At 41.4% G+C, this 22,624-nt stretch carries 26 protein-coding genes and 1 pseudogene; 13 read left to right on the forward strand and 14 right to left on the reverse strand.

The window, feature by feature from the left end; genetic code table 11:
- Position 1: 1 nt before the first annotated feature.
- The 3 genes from BLU33_RS21470 to BLU33_RS21480 all read right to left on the reverse strand — a co-directional run bounded on the left by BLU33_RS21470 (position 2) and on the right by BLU33_RS21480 (position 1,223).
- Complete coding sequence (locus BLU33_RS21470) at positions 2–280, reverse strand: hypothetical protein (protein ID WP_091378098.1); 279 nt, start codon at positions 278–280, stop codon at positions 2–4.
- A gap of 123 nt (positions 281–403) precedes the next feature.
- A complete protein-coding gene (locus BLU33_RS21475; RefSeq protein ID WP_091378101.1) occupies positions 404–769 on the reverse strand; it encodes a VOC family protein in 366 nt (121 codons plus the stop codon).
- 52 nt (positions 770–821) lie between these two features.
- Complete coding sequence (locus BLU33_RS21480; protein ID WP_091378104.1) at positions 822–1,223, reverse strand: DUF5655 domain-containing protein; 402 nt, start codon at positions 1,221–1,223, stop codon at positions 822–824.
- A gap of 187 nt (positions 1,224–1,410) precedes the next feature.
- On the opposite strand from BLU33_RS21480, the gene BLU33_RS21485 reads away from it, so the two are divergent.
- The 3 genes from BLU33_RS21485 (at position 1,411) to BLU33_RS21495 (ending at position 5,116) form a co-directional block, all read left to right on the forward strand.
- The gene (locus BLU33_RS21485) at positions 1,411–2,235 is read left to right on the forward strand and encodes an N-acetylmuramoyl-L-alanine amidase (RefSeq protein ID WP_091378107.1); all 825 of its coding nucleotides are present in this window, start codon (positions 1,411–1,413) and stop codon (positions 2,233–2,235) included.
- A gap of 130 nt (positions 2,236–2,365) precedes the next feature.
- On the forward strand, positions 2,366–3,010 hold the full coding sequence (locus tag BLU33_RS21490; RefSeq protein ID WP_091378110.1) for a hypothetical protein: 645 nt from the start codon (positions 2,366–2,368) through the stop codon (positions 3,008–3,010).
- A gap of 222 nt (positions 3,011–3,232) precedes the next feature.
- Positions 3,233–5,116 (forward strand): DNA topoisomerase IV subunit B, encoded by a 1,884-nt coding sequence (locus tag BLU33_RS21495; RefSeq protein ID WP_091378113.1) that lies wholly within the window; start codon positions 3,233–3,235, stop codon positions 5,114–5,116.
- Between the two features lie 648 nt (positions 5,117–5,764).
- On the opposite strand, the gene BLU33_RS21505 is transcribed toward BLU33_RS21495, so the two are convergent.
- On the reverse strand, positions 5,765–6,235 hold the full coding sequence (locus BLU33_RS21505; protein WP_091378119.1) for a DUF4293 domain-containing protein: 471 nt from the start codon (positions 6,233–6,235) through the stop codon (positions 5,765–5,767).
- A gap of 593 nt (positions 6,236–6,828) precedes the next feature.
- Between BLU33_RS21505 and truA the strand changes: the two genes are divergently transcribed.
- Together truA and BLU33_RS21515 are read left to right on the forward strand one after the other, a co-directional pair.
- Entirely contained in the window at positions 6,829–7,599 is a 771-nt protein-coding gene (gene truA / locus BLU33_RS21510) for a tRNA pseudouridine(38-40) synthase TruA (protein ID WP_091378122.1), read from the forward strand.
- A 184-nt stretch (positions 7,600–7,783) separates the two neighbouring features.
- Positions 7,784–9,532, forward strand: a complete 1,749-nt coding sequence (locus BLU33_RS21515; RefSeq protein WP_091380884.1) for an ABC transporter ATP-binding protein — start codon at positions 7,784–7,786, stop codon at positions 9,530–9,532.
- Between the two features lie 86 nt (positions 9,533–9,618).
- On the opposite strand, the gene BLU33_RS21520 is transcribed toward BLU33_RS21515, so the two are convergent.
- Positions 9,619–9,852: a hypothetical protein gene (locus BLU33_RS21520; protein ID WP_091378126.1), complete on the reverse strand. Its 234-nt coding sequence runs from the start codon at positions 9,850–9,852 to the stop codon at positions 9,619–9,621.
- Positions 9,853–9,996: 144 nt separating this feature from the next.
- Between BLU33_RS21520 and BLU33_RS21525 the strand changes: the two genes are divergently transcribed.
- From BLU33_RS21525 to BLU33_RS21545, 5 genes are all read left to right on the forward strand, one after another.
- Positions 9,997–10,329 (forward strand): hypothetical protein, encoded by a 333-nt coding sequence (locus BLU33_RS21525; RefSeq protein WP_091378129.1) that lies wholly within the window; start codon positions 9,997–9,999, stop codon positions 10,327–10,329.
- Between the two features lie 112 nt (positions 10,330–10,441).
- Entirely contained in the window at positions 10,442–11,323 is an 882-nt protein-coding gene (locus tag BLU33_RS21530) for a cell division protein FtsX (protein WP_091378132.1), read from the forward strand.
- Positions 11,324–11,396: 73 nt separating this feature from the next.
- Positions 11,397–11,672: a DUF3098 domain-containing protein gene (locus BLU33_RS21535; RefSeq protein WP_091378135.1), complete on the forward strand. Its 276-nt coding sequence runs from the start codon at positions 11,397–11,399 to the stop codon at positions 11,670–11,672.
- A complete protein-coding gene (locus BLU33_RS21540) occupies positions 11,669–12,472 on the forward strand; it encodes an undecaprenyl-diphosphate phosphatase (protein WP_091378137.1) in 804 nt (267 codons plus the stop codon). Before BLU33_RS21535 ends, BLU33_RS21540 begins: the two co-directional genes overlap by 4 nt.
- Before the next feature lie 180 nt (positions 12,473–12,652).
- A complete protein-coding gene (locus tag BLU33_RS21545; protein ID WP_091378141.1) occupies positions 12,653–13,060 on the forward strand; it encodes a hypothetical protein in 408 nt (135 codons plus the stop codon).
- Positions 13,061–13,264: 204 nt separating this feature from the next.
- Here the strand turns inward: BLU33_RS21545 and BLU33_RS21550 are convergent, their stop codons facing one another.
- From BLU33_RS21550 to BLU33_RS21585, 8 genes are all read right to left on the reverse strand, one after another.
- A complete protein-coding gene (locus BLU33_RS21550; protein WP_091378144.1) occupies positions 13,265–14,074 on the reverse strand; it encodes an AraC family transcriptional regulator in 810 nt (269 codons plus the stop codon).
- Between the two features lie 27 nt (positions 14,075–14,101).
- Positions 14,102–14,986: an oxidoreductase gene (locus BLU33_RS21555; RefSeq protein ID WP_091378147.1), complete on the reverse strand. Its 885-nt coding sequence runs from the start codon at positions 14,984–14,986 to the stop codon at positions 14,102–14,104.
- 114 nt (positions 14,987–15,100) lie between these two features.
- Positions 15,101–15,313 (reverse strand): hypothetical protein, encoded by a 213-nt coding sequence (locus BLU33_RS21560; RefSeq protein WP_091378161.1) that lies wholly within the window; start codon positions 15,311–15,313, stop codon positions 15,101–15,103.
- A gap of 81 nt (positions 15,314–15,394) precedes the next feature.
- Positions 15,395–15,982: a porin family protein gene (locus tag BLU33_RS21565; protein ID WP_091380887.1), complete on the reverse strand. Its 588-nt coding sequence runs from the start codon at positions 15,980–15,982 to the stop codon at positions 15,395–15,397.
- 212 nt (positions 15,983–16,194) lie between these two features.
- Positions 16,195–16,959, reverse strand: a complete 765-nt coding sequence (locus BLU33_RS21570; RefSeq protein ID WP_091378163.1) for a LytR/AlgR family response regulator transcription factor — start codon at positions 16,957–16,959, stop codon at positions 16,195–16,197.
- Complete coding sequence (locus BLU33_RS21575; RefSeq protein WP_091378166.1) at positions 16,940–17,977, reverse strand: sensor histidine kinase; 1,038 nt, start codon at positions 17,975–17,977, stop codon at positions 16,940–16,942. Before BLU33_RS21575 ends, BLU33_RS21570 begins: the two co-directional genes overlap by 20 nt.
- Positions 17,978–18,091: 114 nt before the next feature.
- Positions 18,092–19,003, reverse strand: a complete 912-nt coding sequence (locus BLU33_RS21580) for an AraC family transcriptional regulator (protein WP_091378168.1) — start codon at positions 19,001–19,003, stop codon at positions 18,092–18,094.
- Positions 19,004–19,015: 12 nt separating this feature from the next.
- Complete coding sequence (locus BLU33_RS21585; RefSeq protein ID WP_091378170.1) at positions 19,016–19,912, reverse strand: SDR family oxidoreductase; 897 nt, start codon at positions 19,910–19,912, stop codon at positions 19,016–19,018.
- Between the two features lie 435 nt (positions 19,913–20,347).
- On the opposite strand from BLU33_RS21585, the gene BLU33_RS21590 reads away from it, so the two are divergent.
- Positions 20,348–21,169 (forward strand): alpha/beta fold hydrolase, encoded by an 822-nt coding sequence (locus BLU33_RS21590; RefSeq protein WP_091378173.1) that lies wholly within the window; start codon positions 20,348–20,350, stop codon positions 21,167–21,169.
- A 78-nt stretch (positions 21,170–21,247) separates the two neighbouring features.
- Here BLU33_RS21590 and BLU33_RS21595 read toward each other — a convergent pair.
- A pseudogene (locus tag BLU33_RS21595) lies at positions 21,248–21,361 on the reverse strand (AraC family transcriptional regulator); the annotation flags it as partial.
- Between the two features lie 102 nt (positions 21,362–21,463).
- On the opposite strand from BLU33_RS21595, the gene BLU33_RS21600 reads away from it, so the two are divergent.
- Entirely contained in the window at positions 21,464–22,033 is a 570-nt protein-coding gene (locus BLU33_RS21600; RefSeq protein WP_091378176.1) for a hypothetical protein, read from the forward strand.
- Between the two features lie 12 nt (positions 22,034–22,045).
- A complete protein-coding gene (locus tag BLU33_RS21605; protein WP_091378178.1) occupies positions 22,046–22,438 on the forward strand; it encodes a (R)-mandelonitrile lyase in 393 nt (130 codons plus the stop codon).
- Positions 22,439–22,624: the final 186 nt, after the last annotated feature.

The raw sequence follows: 22,624 nt of genomic DNA on the forward strand, positions 1-22,624 counted from the left end.
ATCAGTTGGTTAAAACAACAATCAAAATAAAAGGAAACGGGGTACAAAAAAGTAAAGCTGCAAGTGTTGCTATAATCGTGATCGCTTTTTTTAATAAATACTTACGGTTTATGATCGCTATGGTTATACCTGCCAACATTCCCAATATCCATATTACATCCATAATATGATCCCAATGAGGCGTTTCCTCTGTCGGAGAATTATTGCTATAATCAAATATTAGTTTAACTATTAAATTGGTTACTGCAGCAATAATGATTATTGGAATAAGCTTTTTCATGTACTAATGTAATGCTTTATTACAAATACATACAAGCGCTAAAGCACTGCTCAGAAGATATTCAGCTATCGCTCAATATGACAAAAACAGAATTGGCAATTAAGCACATCAAAAACTCCCCCTTCAGGGGGCTGGGAGCTTGGGGCTTGGGCTTCCTACAAACAGCAGCGTTTTGGTTTGCGGTACTATAATATGCATCTCCCGCATGCCATATTCCCTGTCGAAAGGTTCGCGAACTTTAATACCTGTTAGCTTGTCTTTTATTTCATCCCACAAATTATCAATATTATCTATCTCCAGATAAAATTCCATTTCGCCTATATCGGCGCCTGCATTCAGGATGTGGACCATGTGGCTATCCTTCAGCAATATGGCATAGCCGGGCTCATTCATATAGGCGGTGAAGCTTAATGTGCTGATAAAGAAATCGATCGTCTCCTTTATATTGTACGACGGGATCATGGGACTGAGGTGCTTTGCGGTGTACATAAGCTTCGGGGTTTACTCAAATATAACAATGAATAATATTTATGGCATTGGCTTACAATAAAATATAAGAATCTCTTATCAGGCCGAAAAGCTGCATATTCAACTCTGTTAGCGCCGATATCCTTACATTGTTTTCAAATCGCCTGGCGTTTTGCGCGCTTTTAAATATCATCGGCCCTTCCAGCCGGGTTTTGGAGTAAAATTTCAGGTCAAGCTGTTTTTGCATCGGGCGGATCACAAAAAAGGTTTGCTTATGTACAAACACTATGCAGTTTTTACTGGTGCTTATCAGCACATCGTCCCAACCGGCAACCTCGGCTAATATTTTATCAAACACCAATATCAACTCGGGCGACCGACCCGCAAATAAGGTATCCAGGCCTACTTTAATACAGTAATGGATCTGGTTAACCTTTAATAACTCCCGTTCGCATATAGGGCAAGTCCAGCTCATTTATTTTTTTTTAAATACAACAAATTATTATGCAATACATTATATGTTATAAGTGTGCCATAATGTGCCACGTGTGCCGCCTGTTTTCTGTGTTTCGTGGCACAATGCCATCTGCACAAAATAAACACTTCTAATCGTTTAATTGTTGTTACTGCAATTGCGTAATTTAGCGCTAACTCATTTACTCATGAAAAGACCTTTCATCCTTTTCTTTTTAGCTCTTGTCCTACTTATAGCTTCCTGCTCGCCAAAGGGCCCCTATGCTATAACCAATAAGGAATATACCCACGAAACAGACTCGGTAGTAAGCGTTATTGAGCGGCAGCAGCCTGTTTTACTTACCGATAGCAGCGGCACAACTATACCATCCGACTGGGTGGGCACCGTAAACTTCAACCTGCGCAAACCTAATTATGTAATCATCCATTTTACCGCGCAGGATTCGGCCGCACAAACGCTAAAAACCTTTACCGTGGTAAAAACACAGGTAAGCGCGCATTATGTGATTGGCCGCGATGGCAAGGTATACCACATGCTGAACGATTATCTGCGGGCATGGCATGCGGGTTTCAGCAAATGGGGCAGCATCAGCGATATGAACAGTTGCTCCATAGGCATCGAGCTGGATAATAATGGCAGCGAACCCTTTAAACCGGCACAGATCAATAGCTTGCTGGCTTTGCTGGCACAGCTTAAAAAGGCTTATAATATACCGGCATCAAACTTTATTGGCCACCAGGATATTGCCCCTGCGCGCAAGCCCGATCCGGGGCCATTATTCCCATGGAAAACTTTAGCCCAGCATGGTTTTGGCTACTGGAGCGACGATGTGCTGGAGCTGGCACCCGATAACTTTGATGCTACAACAGCTTTAAAACTTATTGGGTATGACACCTCAAACCTTAACGCGGCAATTGTTGCCTTTAAACGCCATTTTATACAAACAGATGAAAGCCCAACTTTAACACAGCTGGATCTGAATGTGCTTTATAATGTATATCAGAAGTATTAAGATAATACCCTTTCAAGGCATTCTTTTATACTTAGTATTAAATATTATTATTTATTTTTAATTTATATTATAATTTCTATTAAAAATTCAGGTAATTTCGGATGTCACGCTTTTGTTTTTTCCTAAGAAAATGAAAACTATTGTAAAGCAACTTAGGCAGATAATAATAACAGCATTGCTTATAAGTGCTGCATTGCCTGTATTTGCCCAAACAAAGCGACATGGCATAAACAGTCAGCATAAAGATTTTTACCAGCTGTTAAGGGACGCTAACCTTACTTTTAAACTCCCCTCGGGCTGTAAAGAAATAAGCCCGGTTAATAATGAATACTTCTCGTTCGATTTTGCCATGGAGATTCCAGGCAAGGATTTTGAAATGTGGTTGCAGGTTAAATCACAAAGGCAAAACTGGAACAGCTACGAGCATTCTCAATATAATAAGGAAAGAGAACTGGCTAATCCTGATTCCATGTACAAGGAGATAAGCCAGGCTATTGCTATATCCCTGTCGGGCGATACCAGCTACCTTGTGCGCAATATGCCGCCTGATATCCTGGCCCGGTATAATGCAGATGCGGGTAAATCATATTTGGTAAACCTGCTCAATATGCGGGTAACCAAACACTATAAGTACGCATTAATTATAGCGTTGCAGCAAAACCATACCGGCACACTGGTGGCTGTTTATTTCACCAATGAAAAGGACCCCGATTTTTATAAAGATGTGAACCGGGCCGGCAGTTGCCTTAAATTTATTCCCCCGGCAACCGATTAATGTTAATAAGTTAGCATTATTTCATTAGCAGATTAAGCACTAAACTTTATTTTTGCGGTATAGGGCATTAACTCACCCCATCGCGCTAAAATTAAAAACTCTCTTTCTGCCAAAACAGCAAGAGAGTTAAAGATCGATACTTCTTTTTCCAATAAAAGAAGTTGATTTAAAGCGCTACGATGCAGCGAGTAAACCGTTAAATACCCCCAAAATAAAATCCATATGGCAGAAGTAAATTACGATGATGATAGTATCCGTTCGCTCGACTGGAAGGAACATATCCGCTTACGTCCCGGCATGTATATTGGCAAACTGGGCGATGGTTCGGCGTATGACGATGGCGTATATGTTTTATTAAAGGAGATTGTCGACAACTCTATTGATGAGTTTGTGATGGGTTCGGGCCGGTCGATAGAGATCAATATGAGCGATCATAAGGTATCTGTGCGCGATTACGGTCGTGGTATACCATTGGGTAAGGTGATTGATTGCGTATCAAAAATAAATACCGGTGGTAAATATGATAGCAAGGCCTTCCAAAAATCGGTAGGCTTAAATGGTGTGGGTACTAAGGCGGTTAACGCGCTTTCAAATATTTTTATCGTACAATCCTATCGCGACGGGCGTACCAAAATAGCCGAATTTGCCAAAGGCGAACTGGTACGTGACGAAGCTGAAAAGGAAACTTCGCAACGCAACGGCACCGCTATAAATTTCACACCTGATGATACCATCTTCAGGCACTATCGCTTTATACCTGAGTTTGTTGATAGCATGATATGGAACTACGTGTTCCTTAACTCCGGCCTTACCATCAACTTTAACGGGAAAAAATATTTTTCGGAGCGCGGCCTTTATGACCTGCTCACTAAAAACACCAACGCCGAAAACCTGCGCTATCCCATCATCCACCTAAAGGGTGATGACATTGAAATAGCCATGACCCACGGGCAGCAATACGGTGAGGAATACTACTCCTTTGTTAACGGACAAAACACAACACAAGGCGGTACCCACCAGGCCGCGTTTCGTGAAGCAGTGGTAAAAACCATCCGTGAGTTTTATGATAAGGATTATGATGCAGCAGATATCCGCGCATCAATAGTTGCCGCAATTGCCATTAAGGTGCAGGAGCCGGTGTTCGAGTCGCAAACCAAAACCAAGCTGGGTTCGCAAAGCATAGGCCCTGAGGGACCATCAGTACGCGCCTTTATTGGTGATTTTGTGAAACGTGAGCTGGATAATTATCTGCATAAAAACCCATCTGTAGCTGATGCGCTAAAAGCAAGGATCTTACAATCAGAGCGAGAGCGTAAGGATATTGCCGGCATTAAAAAACTGGCCAATGAGCGTGCAAAAAAAGCATCGCTGCATAACCGTAAGCTACGCGATTGCAAGCTGCATTTTGATGATAACCATGAGCGCAAGCAGGATACTACCCTGTTTATTACCGAAGGTGACTCGGCCAGCGGATCGATCACCAAATCGCGCGATGTGATGACCCAGGCTGTTTTCAGCTTAAAGGGTAAACCCCTTAACTGCTATGGGCTAACCAAAAAAGTGGTTTATGAAAATGAAGAGTTTAACCTGCTGCAGCATGCGCTGAATATTGAGGATGGCCTGGATGCATTGCGTTATAACAATATAGTAATAGCTACCGATGCCGATGTTGACGGCATGCACATCCGCCTGCTGCTGATGACGTTCTTCCTGCAGTTCTTCCCCGATCTGGTGAAGGCCGGGCACGTCTTCATCCTGCAAACACCATTATTCCGTGTACGAAATAAAAAGGAAACCATTTATTGTTACAGCGACGAAGAAAGGCGCAATGCGATAGCAAAACTGGGCGTAAAACCCGAGATCACACGATTTAAAGGTTTGGGAGAGATCTCGCCGGAAGAATTTGGCTTGTTCATAGGTAAAGATATTCGCCTCGACCCGGTTATATTAAAGGATGCCAATATCAAAGCCTTGCTGGAGTATTTTATGGGTAAAAACACTCCTGTTCGTCAGCAGCATATCGTTAATAATTTAAGGGTGGAGAAGGATGATGAAACGGTAAATCCAACCATTGCTGAACCGGAGCCGCTGGCGCAATCGGCGTAATTAAATCACTCTTGTCATCGCGAACGATAACGCGGCAACATTATGTAGTTATGCAAGCGGATTACTTATCGCTTGAAGCCGCTCATGGGCGCGGAGCCCTATTTCTTTTGTCTTGATACAAAAGAAACAAAAAATCAAGACAAAAAGATCCTTCCGCCCACGGGCAAAACACCCAGGCCCGCGCTTTTTGTCGGGCCTTTGCACGCTTTTGATCTCGGATCATTTAAAGTCCTCTCCTTTGGAGAGGATTATTCATAATATTATTTGTTCTTTAAAGGCATTCATGAGGGCTATGCCGTTTAGTGAAGTTCCGTCAGTAGAACAGCTTCGGGTGAAATCAGGCAAAACGATGGTGGCCTTGTGTAGTGGCAGGGCATAGCAGGTTTTTACAGAAGCGCAAAGGCCAGGTGCGTAGCAACAGCCGGGTAAAAATATAGCAGCCCAGGTTTTGCCTGATTTGCAGGGTATGGCCTTGTGCGGCCAAGAAGCATTTCTAATGACTTGATTTTTTGCTACCTTTTGTATCAAGACAAAAGTAGTAGCCTCCGTGGCAATGAGCGGCTTCAAGCGACAAGTCTACTCGCACATAGAGATCTGCATAGACGGGGATTGCTTCGTACCTCGCAATGACGCTTGGAAAGGAAGATATTACCTCAACCTATCGGCCGATTTTACCAGTTTCTCATCCCGCTGAATACCTTTTACAGCAAAAATATGTAGTAAAATAGCTAAGGGACAAAGGAATAAGCCTATACCAAAATTCTTAAAATCAAGGGTTACACCGCCACCCGTTGCAGCTTTTGCAGCTTGCGCTATCCAAAAGCTATAGCCAATAATTACCAGCACAGAACTGTAGCATAAGGCTATCTGTTGTTTACGGTTTTTATAAAGAAATATGATGATCAATGGTATGATACCCACAATTGCGGTAACTGCTGTAAGCGCCACAAAATGATCTGTTAATTGTTGCTGTCCGTTTACATCCTGGTAAACACCCATAACCATAATATTTATCGGCTTGTTATCAACATAAACATTATGTGCCAGCGGGAAAAGAAAAAGAGCCAATATAGCCAAACTGGCTAATAGCAGGTAAACACTTTGTATTCTTTGCAGCATATTTTTAAAAATCTATGTAACAAAGATAGAAATATGATTAAAATTAAGTTGTTGGAAATAAGGAAAGAGAACTAAAAATATTTCAGACTGTCAGTGATCAATATTTTGCCCGGAAACAGGCCTTTCCCGATTCATTAATACAAAAAATACGATAAGCAAAAGATAGGAAAGTATACAATAGACGCTAAATTTACTAATGATGCTGATGGCTCCGAATAACCATAACGCGCAATAAACCGGTATATACAAAAACGTTACTACCAATAGCCCTATTTGCAGCTTTTGAATAAACTTTTTGAAATACGCTTTAAGCCGTTGCGTGTAGTTTCTGTTATGAAATACATGATTTATTACTAACAAATTTGCAGCATAGTTTTTCATCAAACACTACTTATTAATACGTTTAATCTAAATGGTTTATTAATAGGGGTCACAGATTAGGGTCTGCATCACATTATTTTTTACAATAACGTTTTGCTAATGTATATTGTACAATTTAAATATCCAAATTTTTAATAACATTTAACTATCGGTTAATCAACCACTTGTATTTATTAAATTTTGCATTTGCCGGGGATTGTTAACTTTGCCCTGTGAGTGCTCTACAACGCTTTTTTATTGAACTTGCTTATGATGGCACCAACTACCATGGCTGGCAAATACAGCAAAATGCTGTAAGCGTACAGGAGGTGTTGAATAAAGCATTATCCACCATACTACGGGAGCCTATTGAAACATTGGGTTGCGGGCGAACTGATGCAGGTGTACATGCTAAAGAGTTTTTTGCCCATTTCGATGCGGAGAAGCTGATAGCTGATGGAGCATGGAGCATAGAGCACAAAAACTTAATCAGAGGGCTTAATTCCATCTTACCGCAGGATATCGCCATAAAACGCATCTTTCCTGTTGCCGCAGATGCACATGCCCGGTTTGATGCTACGCTCCGCTCCTACGAATACCATATTCATTTTAATAAAGATCCTTTTAAAAATGGCCATTCATGGTTACTACGCGATGAACCGGATATCGTACTGATGAACCAGGCTGCTGCAATCATAAAAGAGTATACCGACTTTAGCTGTTTCAGCAAATCAAACACACAAGTAAAAACCAACAATTGTAAAATAACTAAGGCCGAATGGGTAAAAACAGATAATGGCATAGTTTTCCATATTTCTGCCGACAGGTTTTTACGGAATATGGTACGCGCCATAGTGGGTACCTTATTGCAGGTTGGTAATCATATTATTGAACCCGAAGCGGTACGAACAATTATCGAAAGTAAAAATCGCAGCAATGCCGGCGTATCGGTGCCGGCATGCGGTTTATATTTAACAGAAATAAAATATCCTTATATCCCTTAAGCCATATAAATATCAAATCTTCAAATTGGAATTTATGATCTTATAATTATAGCTACCTTTGAAATTAGTGAGCACCGATAAACAAAATAGCGATCCAAAAAGCCCGCAATCAGCCAAAGAAGTAAAAACTCCCTCCACTGCAGTTACCGGCAAGGCACTCGATTGGAAACTGTTAGGGCGCGTAATGCACTACGTTAAACCGTACAACAAAACATTTGTCATCGCAGTATTCCTCACTGTTTTTTTAGCAGCTATTGCTATTGTTCAACCCATCCTGATACAAAAAACGCTCGATGATTATATTCTAAAGGATAACTACAGCGGCCTGGTTTTTATGGTTGAATTGATGCTGGCACAACTGGTTATACAAACTATAGCGCAATACTATCAAACCTATATCACCAACTGGCTGGGCGAATCTGTGATCCGCGATTTGCGGATCGATATTTTTAACCACATCACCAATCTTCGCCTGAAATATTTCGACCGCACCCCTATTGGTGTGCTCATAACCCGTACCGTATCTGATCTGGAAACCATTGCCGATATTTTTTCGGAAGGACTGATCTCCATCATGGGCGATATGCTGCTGGTATTTGCCGTGATTGGCTACATGACCTATATCGACTGGAAGCTGGCGCTCATCACACTGATCCCAATGCCATTCCTTTTTGCATCAACCTATGTTTTTAAGGAGGCAATTAAGTCATCTTTCCAGGAAGTGCGTACGCAGGTGGCTCACCTCAATACTTTTTTAGCAGAGCATATCTCCGGCATCAGCGTAATACAATACTTTGCCCGTGAGGACCAGGAGATGCGCAAATTTGTATCGGTAAACAAAAAATACCGCGATGCTAATATCCGCTCCAACTGGTATTATTCTATATTTTTCCCGGTGGTTGAAGTGTTGTTTGCCATGTGCATCGGCTTACTTGTTTGGTATGGCTGTAAAAGAATCTTAACCGATCAGCAACTGGCGCATTTATCGGCTCATGGAAAGGTAATATCACCCGGCACCATATTGGAGTTTATAGTTTACTTAAACTTACTTTTCAGGCCGATAAGGCAGTTGGCCGATAAATTCAACACCCTGCAAATGGGCATGGTAGGTGCCGACAGGATATTTAAAGTTTTAGACACCAATGAGGTTGCCGTAAATACAGGCACATTAAGGCCAGCCAAAATAAATGGCGATATTGACTTCAGCCACGTTTGGTTTGCCTATAATGATGAAAACTGGGTGCTGAAGGATATCAACTTCCACGTAAAACCGGGCGAAACACTGGCACTTGTTGGCGCAACTGGCGCGGGCAAATCATCAACCATAAATATCCTGAACCGCTTTTATGAGATAAGCAAAGGCAGCGTTAAGGTTGATGGTGTTGATATACATGACTATGACGTTAACTACCTGCGCGCACAGATAGCCACAGTTATACAGGACGTTTTTTTGTTTACCGATACCATTGCCAATAACATCAGCCTTAACAATGAAGCTATAACCCGTGAGCAAATCATTGCCGCCGCTAAGGATGTTGGCGCGCACGAATTTATTGAACGCCTGCCCGGGGGGTACGACTATAACGTAATGGAACGCGGCTCTACCCTATCCGCAGGTCAGGCACAGCTCATTTCGTTTATCAGGGCTTTGGTTTATGATCCGGCTATCCTGGTGCTGGATGAGGCAACCTCATCGGTTGATACGGAGACCGAGGTGCTGATACAAAACGCCATTAACAAACTAATGCAGGGCCGTACGGGTATTGTGATTGCCCACCGCCTATCAACCATACAAAATGCCGACAGGATAATTGTGCTCGACCATGGCGAGATAAAAGAAATCGGCACCCACCAGGAGTTGCTCAAAATTGAACTCGGCTATTACCGTAAACTATACGACCTGCAGTTTAATTCAGCAGGGATATCGCGTTAGTCCTCAGTCTGAAGTGCTAAGTCTTTAGTCATCCTAGTAATTATTGAAACGACTTAAGACTCCCGACTAAGGACTTAAGACTAAACTTATGGCTGCACCTTCCCTTTATACATACCTTTTTCAGCAGGTGGTTTTGTACCCGGATTAACAGGCTGCTCCTCTTTCTCATGTTTTTTGGCAATATCGCCGCCATGCGGCTGGTTGGCACCGTATTCTTTATCGGTTTTATGCACTATGCCTTTGTGGCCATTATCATTTGGCCTATGGGTTGATGTATCTGATGGCGATGGCTTATCAGGTGAATTTGCTGGCTTTGTCATATGGTGATGTGTTTATTTAATGTTAACAGGTGAAGTTTATTTTTGTTCCTATTACAAACCCTTCTGTAATAATATCATGACAGCCAAACATTAATATCTTCCTCGTATTATATTTATGTTTATTGATCACACAAATCTTAAATCATGAAAAAGTTATTGTTCCTGGTACTTTTCGCCGCTCCATTTTTTTGCTTCGCTCAAACTGATACCACTACACACAAACAAAAGGTTACTTACTGTATAGCTCAAGTTGAGCACGATGGGTCAAAATTTGATATTAATCTTGATGATGGTTCAAGAGGGAGGAATGGATCAGAGATAAAGGACAACAACGGCAAAACCATGAAATTCGACACACGGATTAGCGCGCTCAACTACATTACCCAGCTTGGTTGGACATTGGTTTCATCCTACACACTAAAAGGGACTACACTTGAGGTAATTGCATTTGTTTTTGAACGGCCGGCTAACCAATAGCGTTAATTTTTGTTAAAACAGCAATCATTTTCGTATTGGTAAATAATAATAACAGATAAACTTTTACCTTTAAGCTGGGTTTCTTAATTTCGCAAAAACCAAAAAGGTATCTATGGAAGAATTTGAAGCAAGCGACTCGGCAAAAAAAACCAAAACGATATACATTTCAACCGTATTTGGTATCGCTATGGTATTACTGATGGTAGGTTTGCTCGGCCTTATACTGGTTAATGTGAACAACCTTACCCGCTACGTTAAGGAAAACATTGTACTGAATGTTTTTTTGGATGATGCCACACATGAAACAGACGTTTTGCAATTACAAAAACAATTGGAAGCAAACCCAATGGTTAAGCAAACCCTGTATGTAAGTAAGGAACTGGCTGCTCAAAACCTGCAAAAGGACCTGGGTAAGGATTTTGTTAATTTCCTGGGGTATAATCCACTGCCGCAATCAATAGATGTGTACTTAAAAGCTGATTACACCAATGATGCCGATATAGAGAAATTTAAAACAGAGCTACTTAAAAACAACCCGATAGTTAAGGAAGTTAAGTATGAAAAGTCGCTGGTGGAGCAAATGAACCAGAACTTAACCTCTATTACACTGGTTATACTGGCCTTTACAGGCATATTTGTAGTGGTATCGGTAGCACTGATCAACAATACTATCAGGCTGGCTATTTACTCACAAAGGTTTTTAATAAAATCAATGCAATTGGTTGGCGCTACTAAAGGGTTTATACGCAAACCATTTTTGCTGTATGGCATTTGGCATGGCCTTTTAGGCGGCCTAATAGCTATTATAATACTGATAGGCACTTTATACCTGGCCTACCAGCAAATACCCGACCTTATAATTTTGCGCAACTATACCGAGTTTGGGATAGTGTTTGCAATAGTTATAGGCATGGGGCTGTTCATCGCTGGCTTTAGTACCTTTTTAGCGGTAAATAAGTTTTTACGCTTAAAAATATATGACCTTTACAGGTAAAAGCTAAAAGGCGAAAGCTGAAAGATCAGAAATTCAATAAAAACAATCATTCGATAATCCAATAATTACATACATGGCACAAAAAATCACAAAACCGGTTACACCGGTTAAAACAGCCACTAAATCATCAGTTGCTAAATCTGATTCACCCGTTCAGTTTATTTTTGACAAAGGCAATTACCGCTTACTAATCATAAGCGCGGTAGTGGTTGCGTTTGGCTTTGTACTAATGTCGGGCACTACTGATATTTACAGCAGTACCAAAATAATTATAGCACCAATTGTTGTATTGGGAGGCTTTGCTCTAGGTTTTGTGGCCATATTTAAAAAACCAGCAGCAAAAGCATGAATATAATACATGTTATAGTCCTGGCAATTATTGAGGGGCTAACAGAATTTTTACCGGTATCTTCAACCGGCCACATGGTTATTGCCAGCTCGTTAATGGGCATCAGCAAGGACGAATTTGTTAAGCTGTTTGAGATAGTAATACAACTGGGTGCCATACTGGCTGTAGTGGTACTATACTTTAAACGTTTTTTTAAATCACTCGACTTTTACTATAAATTGGTTGTAGGCGTTATACCCGCTGTAATACTGGGTGTATTGCTTAAAAAATATATCGACGCGCTGTTGGAGAGCCCGCTTGTAGTAGCTGTGGCCTTTGTAGTAGGCGGTGTTATTTTGCTTTTTGTTGATGAGTGGTTTAACAAGCCTACCGTTACCGAGGAAAAGAATATTAGTTACCTAACCGCGTTCAAGATTGGATGCTTTCAGTGTTTAGCGATGGTACCGGGTGTATCGCGTTCAGCCGCATCAATTGTGGGTGGTATGTCGCAAAAGCTGAGCCGTACCGCTGCTGCTGAGTTCTCGTTCTTTTTAGCGGTGCCAACTATGTTTGGTGCTACGGTAAAGGATCTTTGGGATTTCCACAAACACAGCACACTATCAGCCGACGTAATGCACCAGGACATGAAATACCTGCTGATCGGCAGTGTAATAGCATTCATAGTAGCGTTAATGGCTATCCGTACCTTTATTACCTTTTTAGAGCAAAAAGGCTTTAAGGTTTTTGGCTGGTACCGCATTTTTGCAGGGATAGTAATTATTATATTGTATTTCACAGGCAATGCTTTGCATAATATGTAAGTGATCATATATCCGCATAAAAAATAGCGATGGGTTTGAAACCCATCGCTATTTTTGTTTAGAAAGCATCACTTTTTCTGTGGATGCTCTCTGGTGTTAGCGTTTAGAAAACTATATCTTTATAATTGTAAATTACTTGTCCTGATTGCAGTACCTGAATTCTCTATTTTATAAAAGGAAATGAAAAAAATCATATTTATTCTCACCCTGTCCTTCCTTACTGTTTCTGCATTTGCACAAAAACAGAAGATAACCATTTTTTGCTCGGTCGATTTTAATGGAAATGTAAATTACAACACACAGGATTATGCTACTAGTAATAAGAAGCTATCCAATATTTTAGACCAGATTCTACCCGATAGTATCAAGACCAAAGTGCTTGTTGACCCTAAAAAAAAATATCATTTTAAGTATGGTAATGAAACACTCTTGTGGTTGGCGCAAAACGACTGGAAGATTGTCTCATCTATTAGTGGCAATTACGGAAACAGTTTCTGGTTATTGAGCAGAGAAATTTCATTGGATGCCCCCGCCCGTGCATTGTTCATGGAAAAATTAGAAAACTTAGAGATCAAGTCTGAGAATTAACCTAAATCTTATCCTAATTGCGCTCGTTTATTACTAGTGCAATAGTAGTCGGCAGGTGAGCAGCAGTGGCAGTGGCTTAAGCCTTATCGCTTTTTTTAACCATTGTCATTCTGAGCGATAGCGAAGAACCTATCCGCGTTCGTCCGGCTGCTCGTATAATAGATGCTTCGTTCCTCAGCATGACAATTCTCCTTATCCTGCCTTTTACAAAGCCAGTTTCGATGGCGTTATCCCATAAGCCTTTTTAAACGCAAATGAGAAATGCGACAGGTCCTTAAAACCTACATCCATATAAACATCTGTTACACGCTGGCCTTTTTCTTTAATAAGATAGTAAGCATCATTCAATCGCTTTTGCTGTAGCCAGCGGTTGGGCGGGGTGTGATAGATCCGCTCAAAATCGCGTTTAAAGGTTGCCAGGCTACGGCCCGTGAGGTAAGCAAAACGACTGATATCCACATTAAACTTATAGTTTTCATTCATATAAGCTTCCAGGTCAATTTTGCCGGGTTCGGTAAAATCAAAGAGGATGTTTTTTAGCTCCGGGTGGGTTTGCAGCAATATCATGATGGCCTCTTTAATTTTTAAAGTGGTCAGCGCATCATTGCTGAGGTTGCTATCGTTAAGGTATGGCGTTAACGACTCCATATAATTCTTTAACAGGGCATTCGGTTGTAAAAGCACGCAGTCTTCGCCGGTATAAGGGCCTGCTACGTGCAGGTTATGTTCGGCGCTTACGCTGTGCAAAATTTCCTGGTCCATCCGAATAGAGATAGATCTGTACTCACCGCCGGCTTGGGGGTATTTTACATATTTTGATAGCTGGTTCCTGCGAAAGAACCTGAATTCACCTGGTTTGCAATGATAGGTCTTACCGGCAATAGTTATATCCGCATTGCCCGATATAATATAGTTGCACGAATGTTCCGGTATAAAGTTCTCTCCTTCCCTGCTGGTATACGGGTAGCAGGCAAACAAGATCAGCTGCAGTTCCTTAGCTCCTCCTTGTATCATCGTTAAATTTATAAATAAGCTTTAATGTTATTTGTGTTTCAGCAAAACTTTACCTAAATCTGAATCAAGGAAACTCTCTGTCTCATCATGATCGGTTGATAAACTTACCGGCATCCATTTTTCCATTTCAGCAGTGCGCGCGGCATCAGCCTGTTTTAGTAAACCGATGGCTTCGCTGCCCAAAACCAAATGCACAGGCGGATTGGGGTGTACAGCCAGGTCAACCATTACTTTAGCGGCTTTGTCCGGATCGCCCATTGGCACAAAATTACCGCTTGTGAAATATACCGTCCTTTTGTCGACGGTACTTTCATAACCTTCTATCTTTCGGGCATAGGTCATGGATGCACCTGCCCAATCGGTACTAAAGCCACCCGGCTCAACACAGGTAACGAATATGCCCAGTGGCGCTACTTCCTTCGCAAGCGCCTCGCTAAAGCCGCCTAAGCCAAATTTAGCTGCCTGGTACATCGTTAAGCCCGCGTTACCTATACGCCCGCCTACCGAACTGATCTGTAATATACGACCCGAACGCTGCATCCGCATATAGGGTAATACCGCCCGTGTAATTTCAATAGGCGCATATAAATTAGTTTGCAGCTGACTGCGCACCTGTTCATCAGTAAAAGCTTCAGCCGCGCCAATAACACCAAACCCCGCATTGTTTACCAGCACATCTATCCTGCCAAAATGCGCCACTGTATCGGCTACGGATTGGTATATATCATCGTAATTAGTAACATCCAATTTGATGGGAAAGAGCTGTTCCGGGTATTGCGCAAGCAGACAGTTTAAAGTCTCCGGATTACGGGCTGTGGCGGCAACTTTATCGCCACTGGCTAAAACCGCCTCCGTAAGGCTGCGGCCTAACCCGCGTGAACTGCCAGTTATAAACCAAACTTTTGTCGTCATGTGTAGATCTTTGATAAAAACAAAGATAAACCATGCATTAGGCTACAGCTTTGTTAAACGGCTCAACTTATTTTGTTGAACGGCTCACATGGGCTCTATTACATCACAGTAATGTCATTCCAACACATTGCATTCATATCCGTTGGCTGCCATTAGCAGGATAACGTTTAAGGTGCAAACCTTTTCGCCTTTTACCCTTAATACCCTGTCGCAATCTTCAAGATCAAAGTTTACTTCAGTGAAGAAGAAATGCTGTTGCATCAACACCTGCAAATATTTTGCCTGTATTGCACTCTCTACATTAGTTTTAAAGACCTCGATCATCATAAAATTTGTTTTTTACCAAAAAATCCCGGTCAAAAGAAACCGGGATAAGTGTTTAGTTGAAATTATCGCTTAGGAGGATTATTAAAAAACGTAAAATACACTGGCCTGTACAGCATTGTTCTTAAAGTCGTTTGTGATGTTTGAAACATTAACATCAGCCACCTTTGATATGCCGTAGATATATCTTAGGCCAAGGCCAAGGCCCATTTTTGATTGATAACCGATACCTCCTGCAGCGCCCAGGTCAACCTTTTTAGCAAAGTTGTCGGTATTTATTCCTGCAACATCTTCCTTAATTTTAATACCTGCTTGAGCTCCTGCTTCTATATAAAACCCGGAGTTTGTACGATATTTAAATAGCAATGGTACCGCCATGTAATAAAGTTTAAGGTCCTGATCGCCGAGCGAACCTCCTTTTATTTTAGCGCCCTGGGTTGAAAACAGGAACTCTTCCTGGAACAGAAAATTGTTGGTGATTTTAAAAGCTACGGTAGCACCTGCATGAAAACCGATTAACGGATCGGTAGGGAAATTAGCATTGGTGAAATTAGTAGCGTTGGCACCTGCTTTAATACCGAATTCAAGGCGGCTAAAAATATTTTGTGTGAAGCTTTGGCTAAAGCCTTTTGACGACAACAGGACTAAACAAATTAACATCAGTTTTTTCATAATTTTTCTTTTTAGTGTGACATTTTGTATGCAGCCTGTGGCCACATTTATTTCGTATTTAAGTCAAAGGTGCTTGCTTAAAAGGAAATAGAGAATGAAAAACTGACCGAAGCGGGCAAACTAAAAGCCGAAGCGGAAAAAAGTGGGTTGAAAAAAAACAGTAAGGTAGTGTTTTACGAAAACTGCATCCTGTAGTAATAAACACAAGACTATCAGGCTTTTGCCAGCCAGCTGAGAAATTGGGCAGCCTTGCCTTTACTTATGATCACCTTATCACTAAAAGGTATGTTAAGGTTAAGGGAAAGTTTTCGTGAGAAGAAGCTGGATACATCAATGATGGCTTTGCGGCAAACCAGGAACTGGCGGTTTGCTCTGAAAAAGGAATTTCCGCACAACTTTTCCAGCTCGTCCAGGGTTTTATTTGGGTAGAACGTTTTGCCGGAAAATGTAAGCAAATGCGTAACCTCATTAGCCAGGTAAAACATGGCTATATCATCCAGATTTATAGGAATGATCTTATCCAGGTGATACACCAGCACTGAAGCCGCCTTTTGTGTTTCCCTGCCGGCAAGCAGCTGCATCAAGGCATCAAACTGCGGCAGCTGATCCGTCGAGAATATTTTTTTTAGCTTTTTGTATTTTTGCAACGCATTATCCAGCGTTTGCAGGGTAAAGGGTTTCAGGATATAATCTATCCCGTTAGTTTTGAATGCCTCGAGCGCATATTCGTCATAAGCAGTACAAAAAATAACTGGGGCAGTAACAGGTTCGGCAACAAATATTTCAAAACTAAGCCCGTCACCAAGCTGTATATCACTAAAGATAAGATCGGTATTTTTGTTTGTATTGAAATAAGCAATCCCCTCTTTTACCGATCTGATCTGTACTATGTCCAGCGGGCCATCTATCAGTTTCCTGATATTCAATTCCAGATCATCCGCAACTAAGCCTTCATCCTCAATGATTACTATGTTCATTTTTTAATAATTTAATGCTTACCGAAAATGTGTTCAAATCTTCTTTAATAATAACTTCATCCCCCGACCAGAGGCGATATCTTTCCGCGAGGTTTGCCAACCCATAATTAGTGGAGGCATCCTTCATTTTCTTTTTTTGCAGATTATTACTGATAACCAGGCGGTCTTCCGTTTGACTGATAAGCACCTGCAGCGGTTCCTGCTGTGTGAAATTATTATGCTTTATAGCATTTTCCAATAAAGGTTGTAATGAAAACGAGGGCAGGAAATTTTCCTTCAATGTTTCTTCAGGCAGGGTTATGGTACACACCAGTGCTGTACCAAACCGGATGCGTTGCATTTCGAGATAATCATATAACAGTTTAACCTCATCTTCGAGGGTTGATATATTTGATGAATGGTGCGATATAGAAGCCCTCAGGAAATTGGCCATATGAACGATATAATTATCAGCCACAGCTGCATCCTTGTGATACAATGCTTTAAGTGTATTCAGCGCGTTAAACAGAAAGTGGGGTTGGATCTGCTGTTTTAAAACCAGGTTCATAGCCTCTGCATTCGCCGCTTTTAACCGGGATAACTCTAATTCGCTGTGCAATTTATGTTCATATAATAATACTGAATTATGCATGATAATAATCATGATATTGATAATAGTACCCGACCCAACAAATGCCAGGAATAAACCAATGCTTGAAAAGGACCAGTTTTCGTTTGTAAACAAGGCAAAAACTGGCCATAATAACAAATAGATCAATACACTTACCGGGTATGTTAACAAGTACCGGCCTGTAGTAAACTTCCTTGACTTGGGCGAAAACCGCTTGCTCAAAATGATCATAAACCCAACATCAGCATAGCCAACAAGCACAATACCCAGCATCGTAAAAAACGTATGCGCATAGATATGCTTATCCGAACCACTATTGTAAGAAACAAGATAGAAGATCAAACCAATAATAACCGACAGTAACCAGCTAAGGCGATTTAAACGCTTTACGGGTAAATTTTCTTGCATGAGTGTAAAGGTACTTAATGTATTGGCTGTTAAATACAGTTAGGTTCCGAAACGGGCAAAAGCGGGTTTGAATAAGTTATAAAGGAGTTTAAAAAGGCAACGGTATCGTTATCATCAATTAAACGATTGCCTGAATTCCAAAGGTGAAAGGTTGGTTTTTGTTTTGAATAGCTTACTGAAGGATTGTGGGTGTTCAAACCCTAATTCGTATGCAATTTCACTTATGGACAGGCCTGTGGTTGATAATTTTTCTTTTGCCTTTTCCATCAGCTTATCATGTATGTGCTGCTGGGTACTTTGACCCGTTAAGGTTTTAAGCAATCCGCTTAAATAACTGGGCGATACATTTAATGTTTCGGCAATATGTACTACGGTAGGTAACCCTTGTTTTGCTAAAGCATCGGTGTTAAAATATGCGGTAAGCACCTCTTCCAAACGATCAAGCATTTTATGGTTAGCTATTTTTCGGGTGATGAACTGGCGCTGATAAAATCTTTCAGCATAGGTGAGCAATAATTCAAGCTGGGCGATGATAATGTTCTGACTGAACTTATCAATGTTTGAGCGGTATTCCTGCTCCATACTGTGCATCATGTTAATAATAGTCGTTTCTTCCTTTTCTGAAAGGAACAAAGCCTCATTTACCGAGTAATTGAAATACTCGTGCTGTTTCATGATCTTAGCCAAAGGCGTATTCCATAAAAAATCGGGATGGATAAGCAGCATCCACCCCGTATGTTTTAATTCTCCTTGTTTTGCACTCTCCACCCCAAAAACTTGTCCGGGTGATATAAAAAACATGATGCCCTCATCAAAGTCGTATTCCTGCTGACCATATTTAAACTTACCGCTGAAATTTCTTTTAAGCGAGATAGAATAAAAATCAAATACCATGTTCGCTGCCCCAGCATAAGGCAAACTTTTTATCGATTCAAAATTTATCACACTGATCAGTGGGTGCTCCGGCTTTGGGAGGCCCATTACCTTGTGATATTCACTTATCGTTTTAATTCGGCGCGGTTGCATATCACAATTTACTTATTTTTGGTTATAAACAGCAGCAAATTCTTTGGCAAAATCTGTTGTTTTCACTTTGCCTAAAACTGGTTTATGGCGATAATAATCTTCCATTAATGAGCCATTATGCTGGCTTGCAAACATCTGCACCAAACCGGCAGCAATTTGGGGATTAAGTCCAAAAGATTCTAAAATACGCAGCCTTTCCTCATCGCTAACAAGTATCCATTTCAGATCGGGGATGCCGATTGCCTCGCCTAAAATTCTTGCAGTTTCGTGGCCGGTAAGTTCATCGCTGGCTACATAGCGCACTTTTCGGCCGGTAAGGGATGTTTCAAACTCTTCAACTATCGCGGCAGCAATATCTGTTGGCGAAACCCATACCAGCAGTTCATCTGCGCCATAATTTGCTGCAATAATGCCCTGGTTTTTTATCGCAGGTATAAAGCCCAGCAAATTGTAATAGAAACCAACGGGGCGCATAAAGGTAATGGCAACATCGTCAGGTAGTTTATTCAGGATAACTTCCACACCACGATGAGCAAGTATCAACCCTGAGTCTTTTTCCATATGGGCGCCAATGCTGCTCAGATGAACCACACGTTTTACGCCCGACTTACTGATAGCTTGTGCAAAGTTATTGCCGATGATGTTGCAATGCGCCGCCAGATCAAAATCGGGGTTAAAGAAATTGGTTGGCGGCACCATAGTATACACGGCATCCGCACCGGTAAAAGTTGCAGTAAGGAAATCCACATCCTCTACCGAACCAATGGCTGCTGTGGCACCCAATGCCTCAATTTCCTCTTGCTTTTCGGCTTTGCTGCTGATAACCGTAACGTTATGCCCCTTTTGTACTAATTCCTGGGTAAGTGGCTTGCTGATGTGCCCTAATGAACCTGTTATTATGATCTTCATTTTGCTTTTATTTTGATATAACAAATGTCCATAACAATTAATAAACAGATGTAGCCGAATCTACTGTTCTTGTAGTCAAAAAAATGAGACTGGTAGTTTGAGCGGCAGGAAGTACACGCTGTCCGAAGTTTATAACTTCGGATAAAATGCATGTAGTCTCTGACTACATACTTTAGCCATCTATCCCCAGCCTATTATATGTAAGATTTAGCGTGTTCAACATATGTTGAGTGATTCCTGAATGGCTAATGTATAAACCAGTTTTTATTCTCTATTTTTATATTGTAATTCTATTTTGGCTTTAACCTGTCCCCTATCAGCGTAACCTGTCCAAAAGCATTGTATGGCTTAAGAGGAAATCATTAAAAAACAATTACTCCCATTCAAACAGAACTGCTTCTCCTAAATTTCATTTATCACAAACAATCAATAACAATGAGTAAAATTACAGTAAAAGACGGAACCGAAATTTATTACAAGGACTGGGGAACCGGGCAACCGATTTTTTTTCATCATGGCTGGCCTTTATCAGGCGATGACTGGGATGCTCAGATGATGTTTTTCCTACAGCATGGGTATCGGGTTATCGCCCATGACCGTCGCGGACACGGAAGATCAACCCAGGCATCCGGTGGGCACGATATGGATACCTATGCAGCTGATGTTGCCGCGGTTACTGAGGCGCTTGACCTGAAAGATGCCATCCACGTTGGCCATTCAACGGGTGGCGGCGAAGCTATCCATTATGCTGCAGGCCCAGGTAAAGCCCGTGTAGCCAAAGTTGTACTGATTAGCGCTGTTACGCCGATCATGGTACAATCAGAAACTAACCCCGATGGTGTACCGATGTCGGTATTTGATGAGATCCGCGAAGGTACTGCATTTAACAGGGCACAATACTTTGAGGATTTTACCATTCCATTTTATGGTTATAACCGTGAAGGCGCTAAAATATCGCAAGGAATAAGGGACAACTGGTGGCGCCAGGGCATGATGGGCGGCGTAAAGGCGCACGTTGAGGGTATCAAGGCTTTTTCGGAAACAGATTTTACTGAGGACCTGAAGAGTGTAGATATCCCGGTACTTGTTTTACATGGCGAAGACGACCAGATCGTTCCATTCCCAATCTCAGGTGCAAAGGCTGTGAAGCTGTTAAAACATGGTAAACTGATCTCTTATCCGGGTTTCCCACATGGTATGCCTGCAACAGAAGCGGCAACTATAAATAAGGATCTCCTGGCGTTTTTTAAATCATAAAGACACCTGCTCTAAACCTTAAAAAGCTGTCATTTTAACGATGACAGCTTTTTTTGTTTGAATACCATGGCGCTTCTTTTAATTAAACGAAGTCCTGAACTCCAAAAGCGAAAAGTTGGTTTTAGTCTTGAATAGCTTGCTGAAAGATTGCAGGTGCTCAAATCCTAATTGATAGGCAATTTCGCTTACTGAATAGCCAAAATTCTAGTTTAGCTAAACAAAAGCCCAATAACCCCGTTTAATAATCTTAAAATCTTATATTGAGTACTCATTTATTAAACAAACTTTACATCTATGAAAATGATTAAAGTCCTTGCTTTTTTTGCACTTATGCTAACCTTCTCACCTAATGGTTTTTCGCAGGCTAAAACAGGGCAGGTTTATCTTATCCGCGTAACGGGATATACCGGCTCCGCGGTCAATTATCGCTTCTATCTCGATGATACATTAATATGTAAATTGAAAAACAAATCTTTCTCCATACATAATATAACCGTTGGTGCGCATACCGTTAGCGTTGTAAGCGGAGGGATTTCAAACGGAAAAAAATCAGAGCCGTTGAAGATATTGGTAATTGAAGGGCAGGCAAATTATATAAGTGTAGTAAGTACTCAAGCCGGGTATGCCAACAAAATCACCTGCCAGGAAATTACCAAAAATTCGGCTGACCCTCTTTTGGCAAAATCTACCGAAAATAAAAAACTGCTTACCGGCGAAATAAAGCTTCAGGTTCGTAAGCGTTTAGTTCCGGCAGGTAATGTTATCAGGTGCAAAGCCGTAAAAAGTGGTAAGCAAATCTGTAACCTGTATAAATGTTATCCATTAACATATTATCACCTTTGTACTGTAAGTACTTTTAAATAAATATACATCAATATGGAAATTATACGAAGCGGCTCACAGCCCTCAGGCAAAGGCCCCACAGATTATTTTACCGGAACTGTAAGGATCGACCCGCTGAATAACCCGCCTGAACCATCACGCGTTTCGATGGCGTTGGTCACCTTTGAACCCGGAGCCCGTACAGCCTGGCATACACACCCGTTTGGGCAAACATTAATTGTTACCGCAGGGGCCGGTTGGGTACAACGCGAAGGCGAAGCAAAACAGAATATTCACCCTGGCGATGTTGTTTATTTCTTCCCGCAGGAAAAACACTGGCACGGGGCAACCGATGTTACCGCCATGAGCCACATCGCCATACAGGAAAAACTGAACGGTTCACCCGTTGATTGGATGGAACACGTTACTGATGAGCAGTATAAATGATCTGAGAATAAAATATGCCGCGTGTAATAAAATAGCAGGGATCTAACTGGTCGAAGTTTAGCATAGCGTAACTTCGACCTAAAATAATACAAGCATCTTGCCATAGGTGTTCGGAAGACTAAAAAGGGTGTCATGCTGAGGCACTCGAAGTATGCGGGCAAAGGCCTTTACGCTTACCCTTCGAGT

This window comes from Mucilaginibacter mallensis (assembly GCF_900105165.1).
Classification (GTDB): domain Bacteria; phylum Bacteroidota; class Bacteroidia; order Sphingobacteriales; family Sphingobacteriaceae; genus Mucilaginibacter; species Mucilaginibacter mallensis.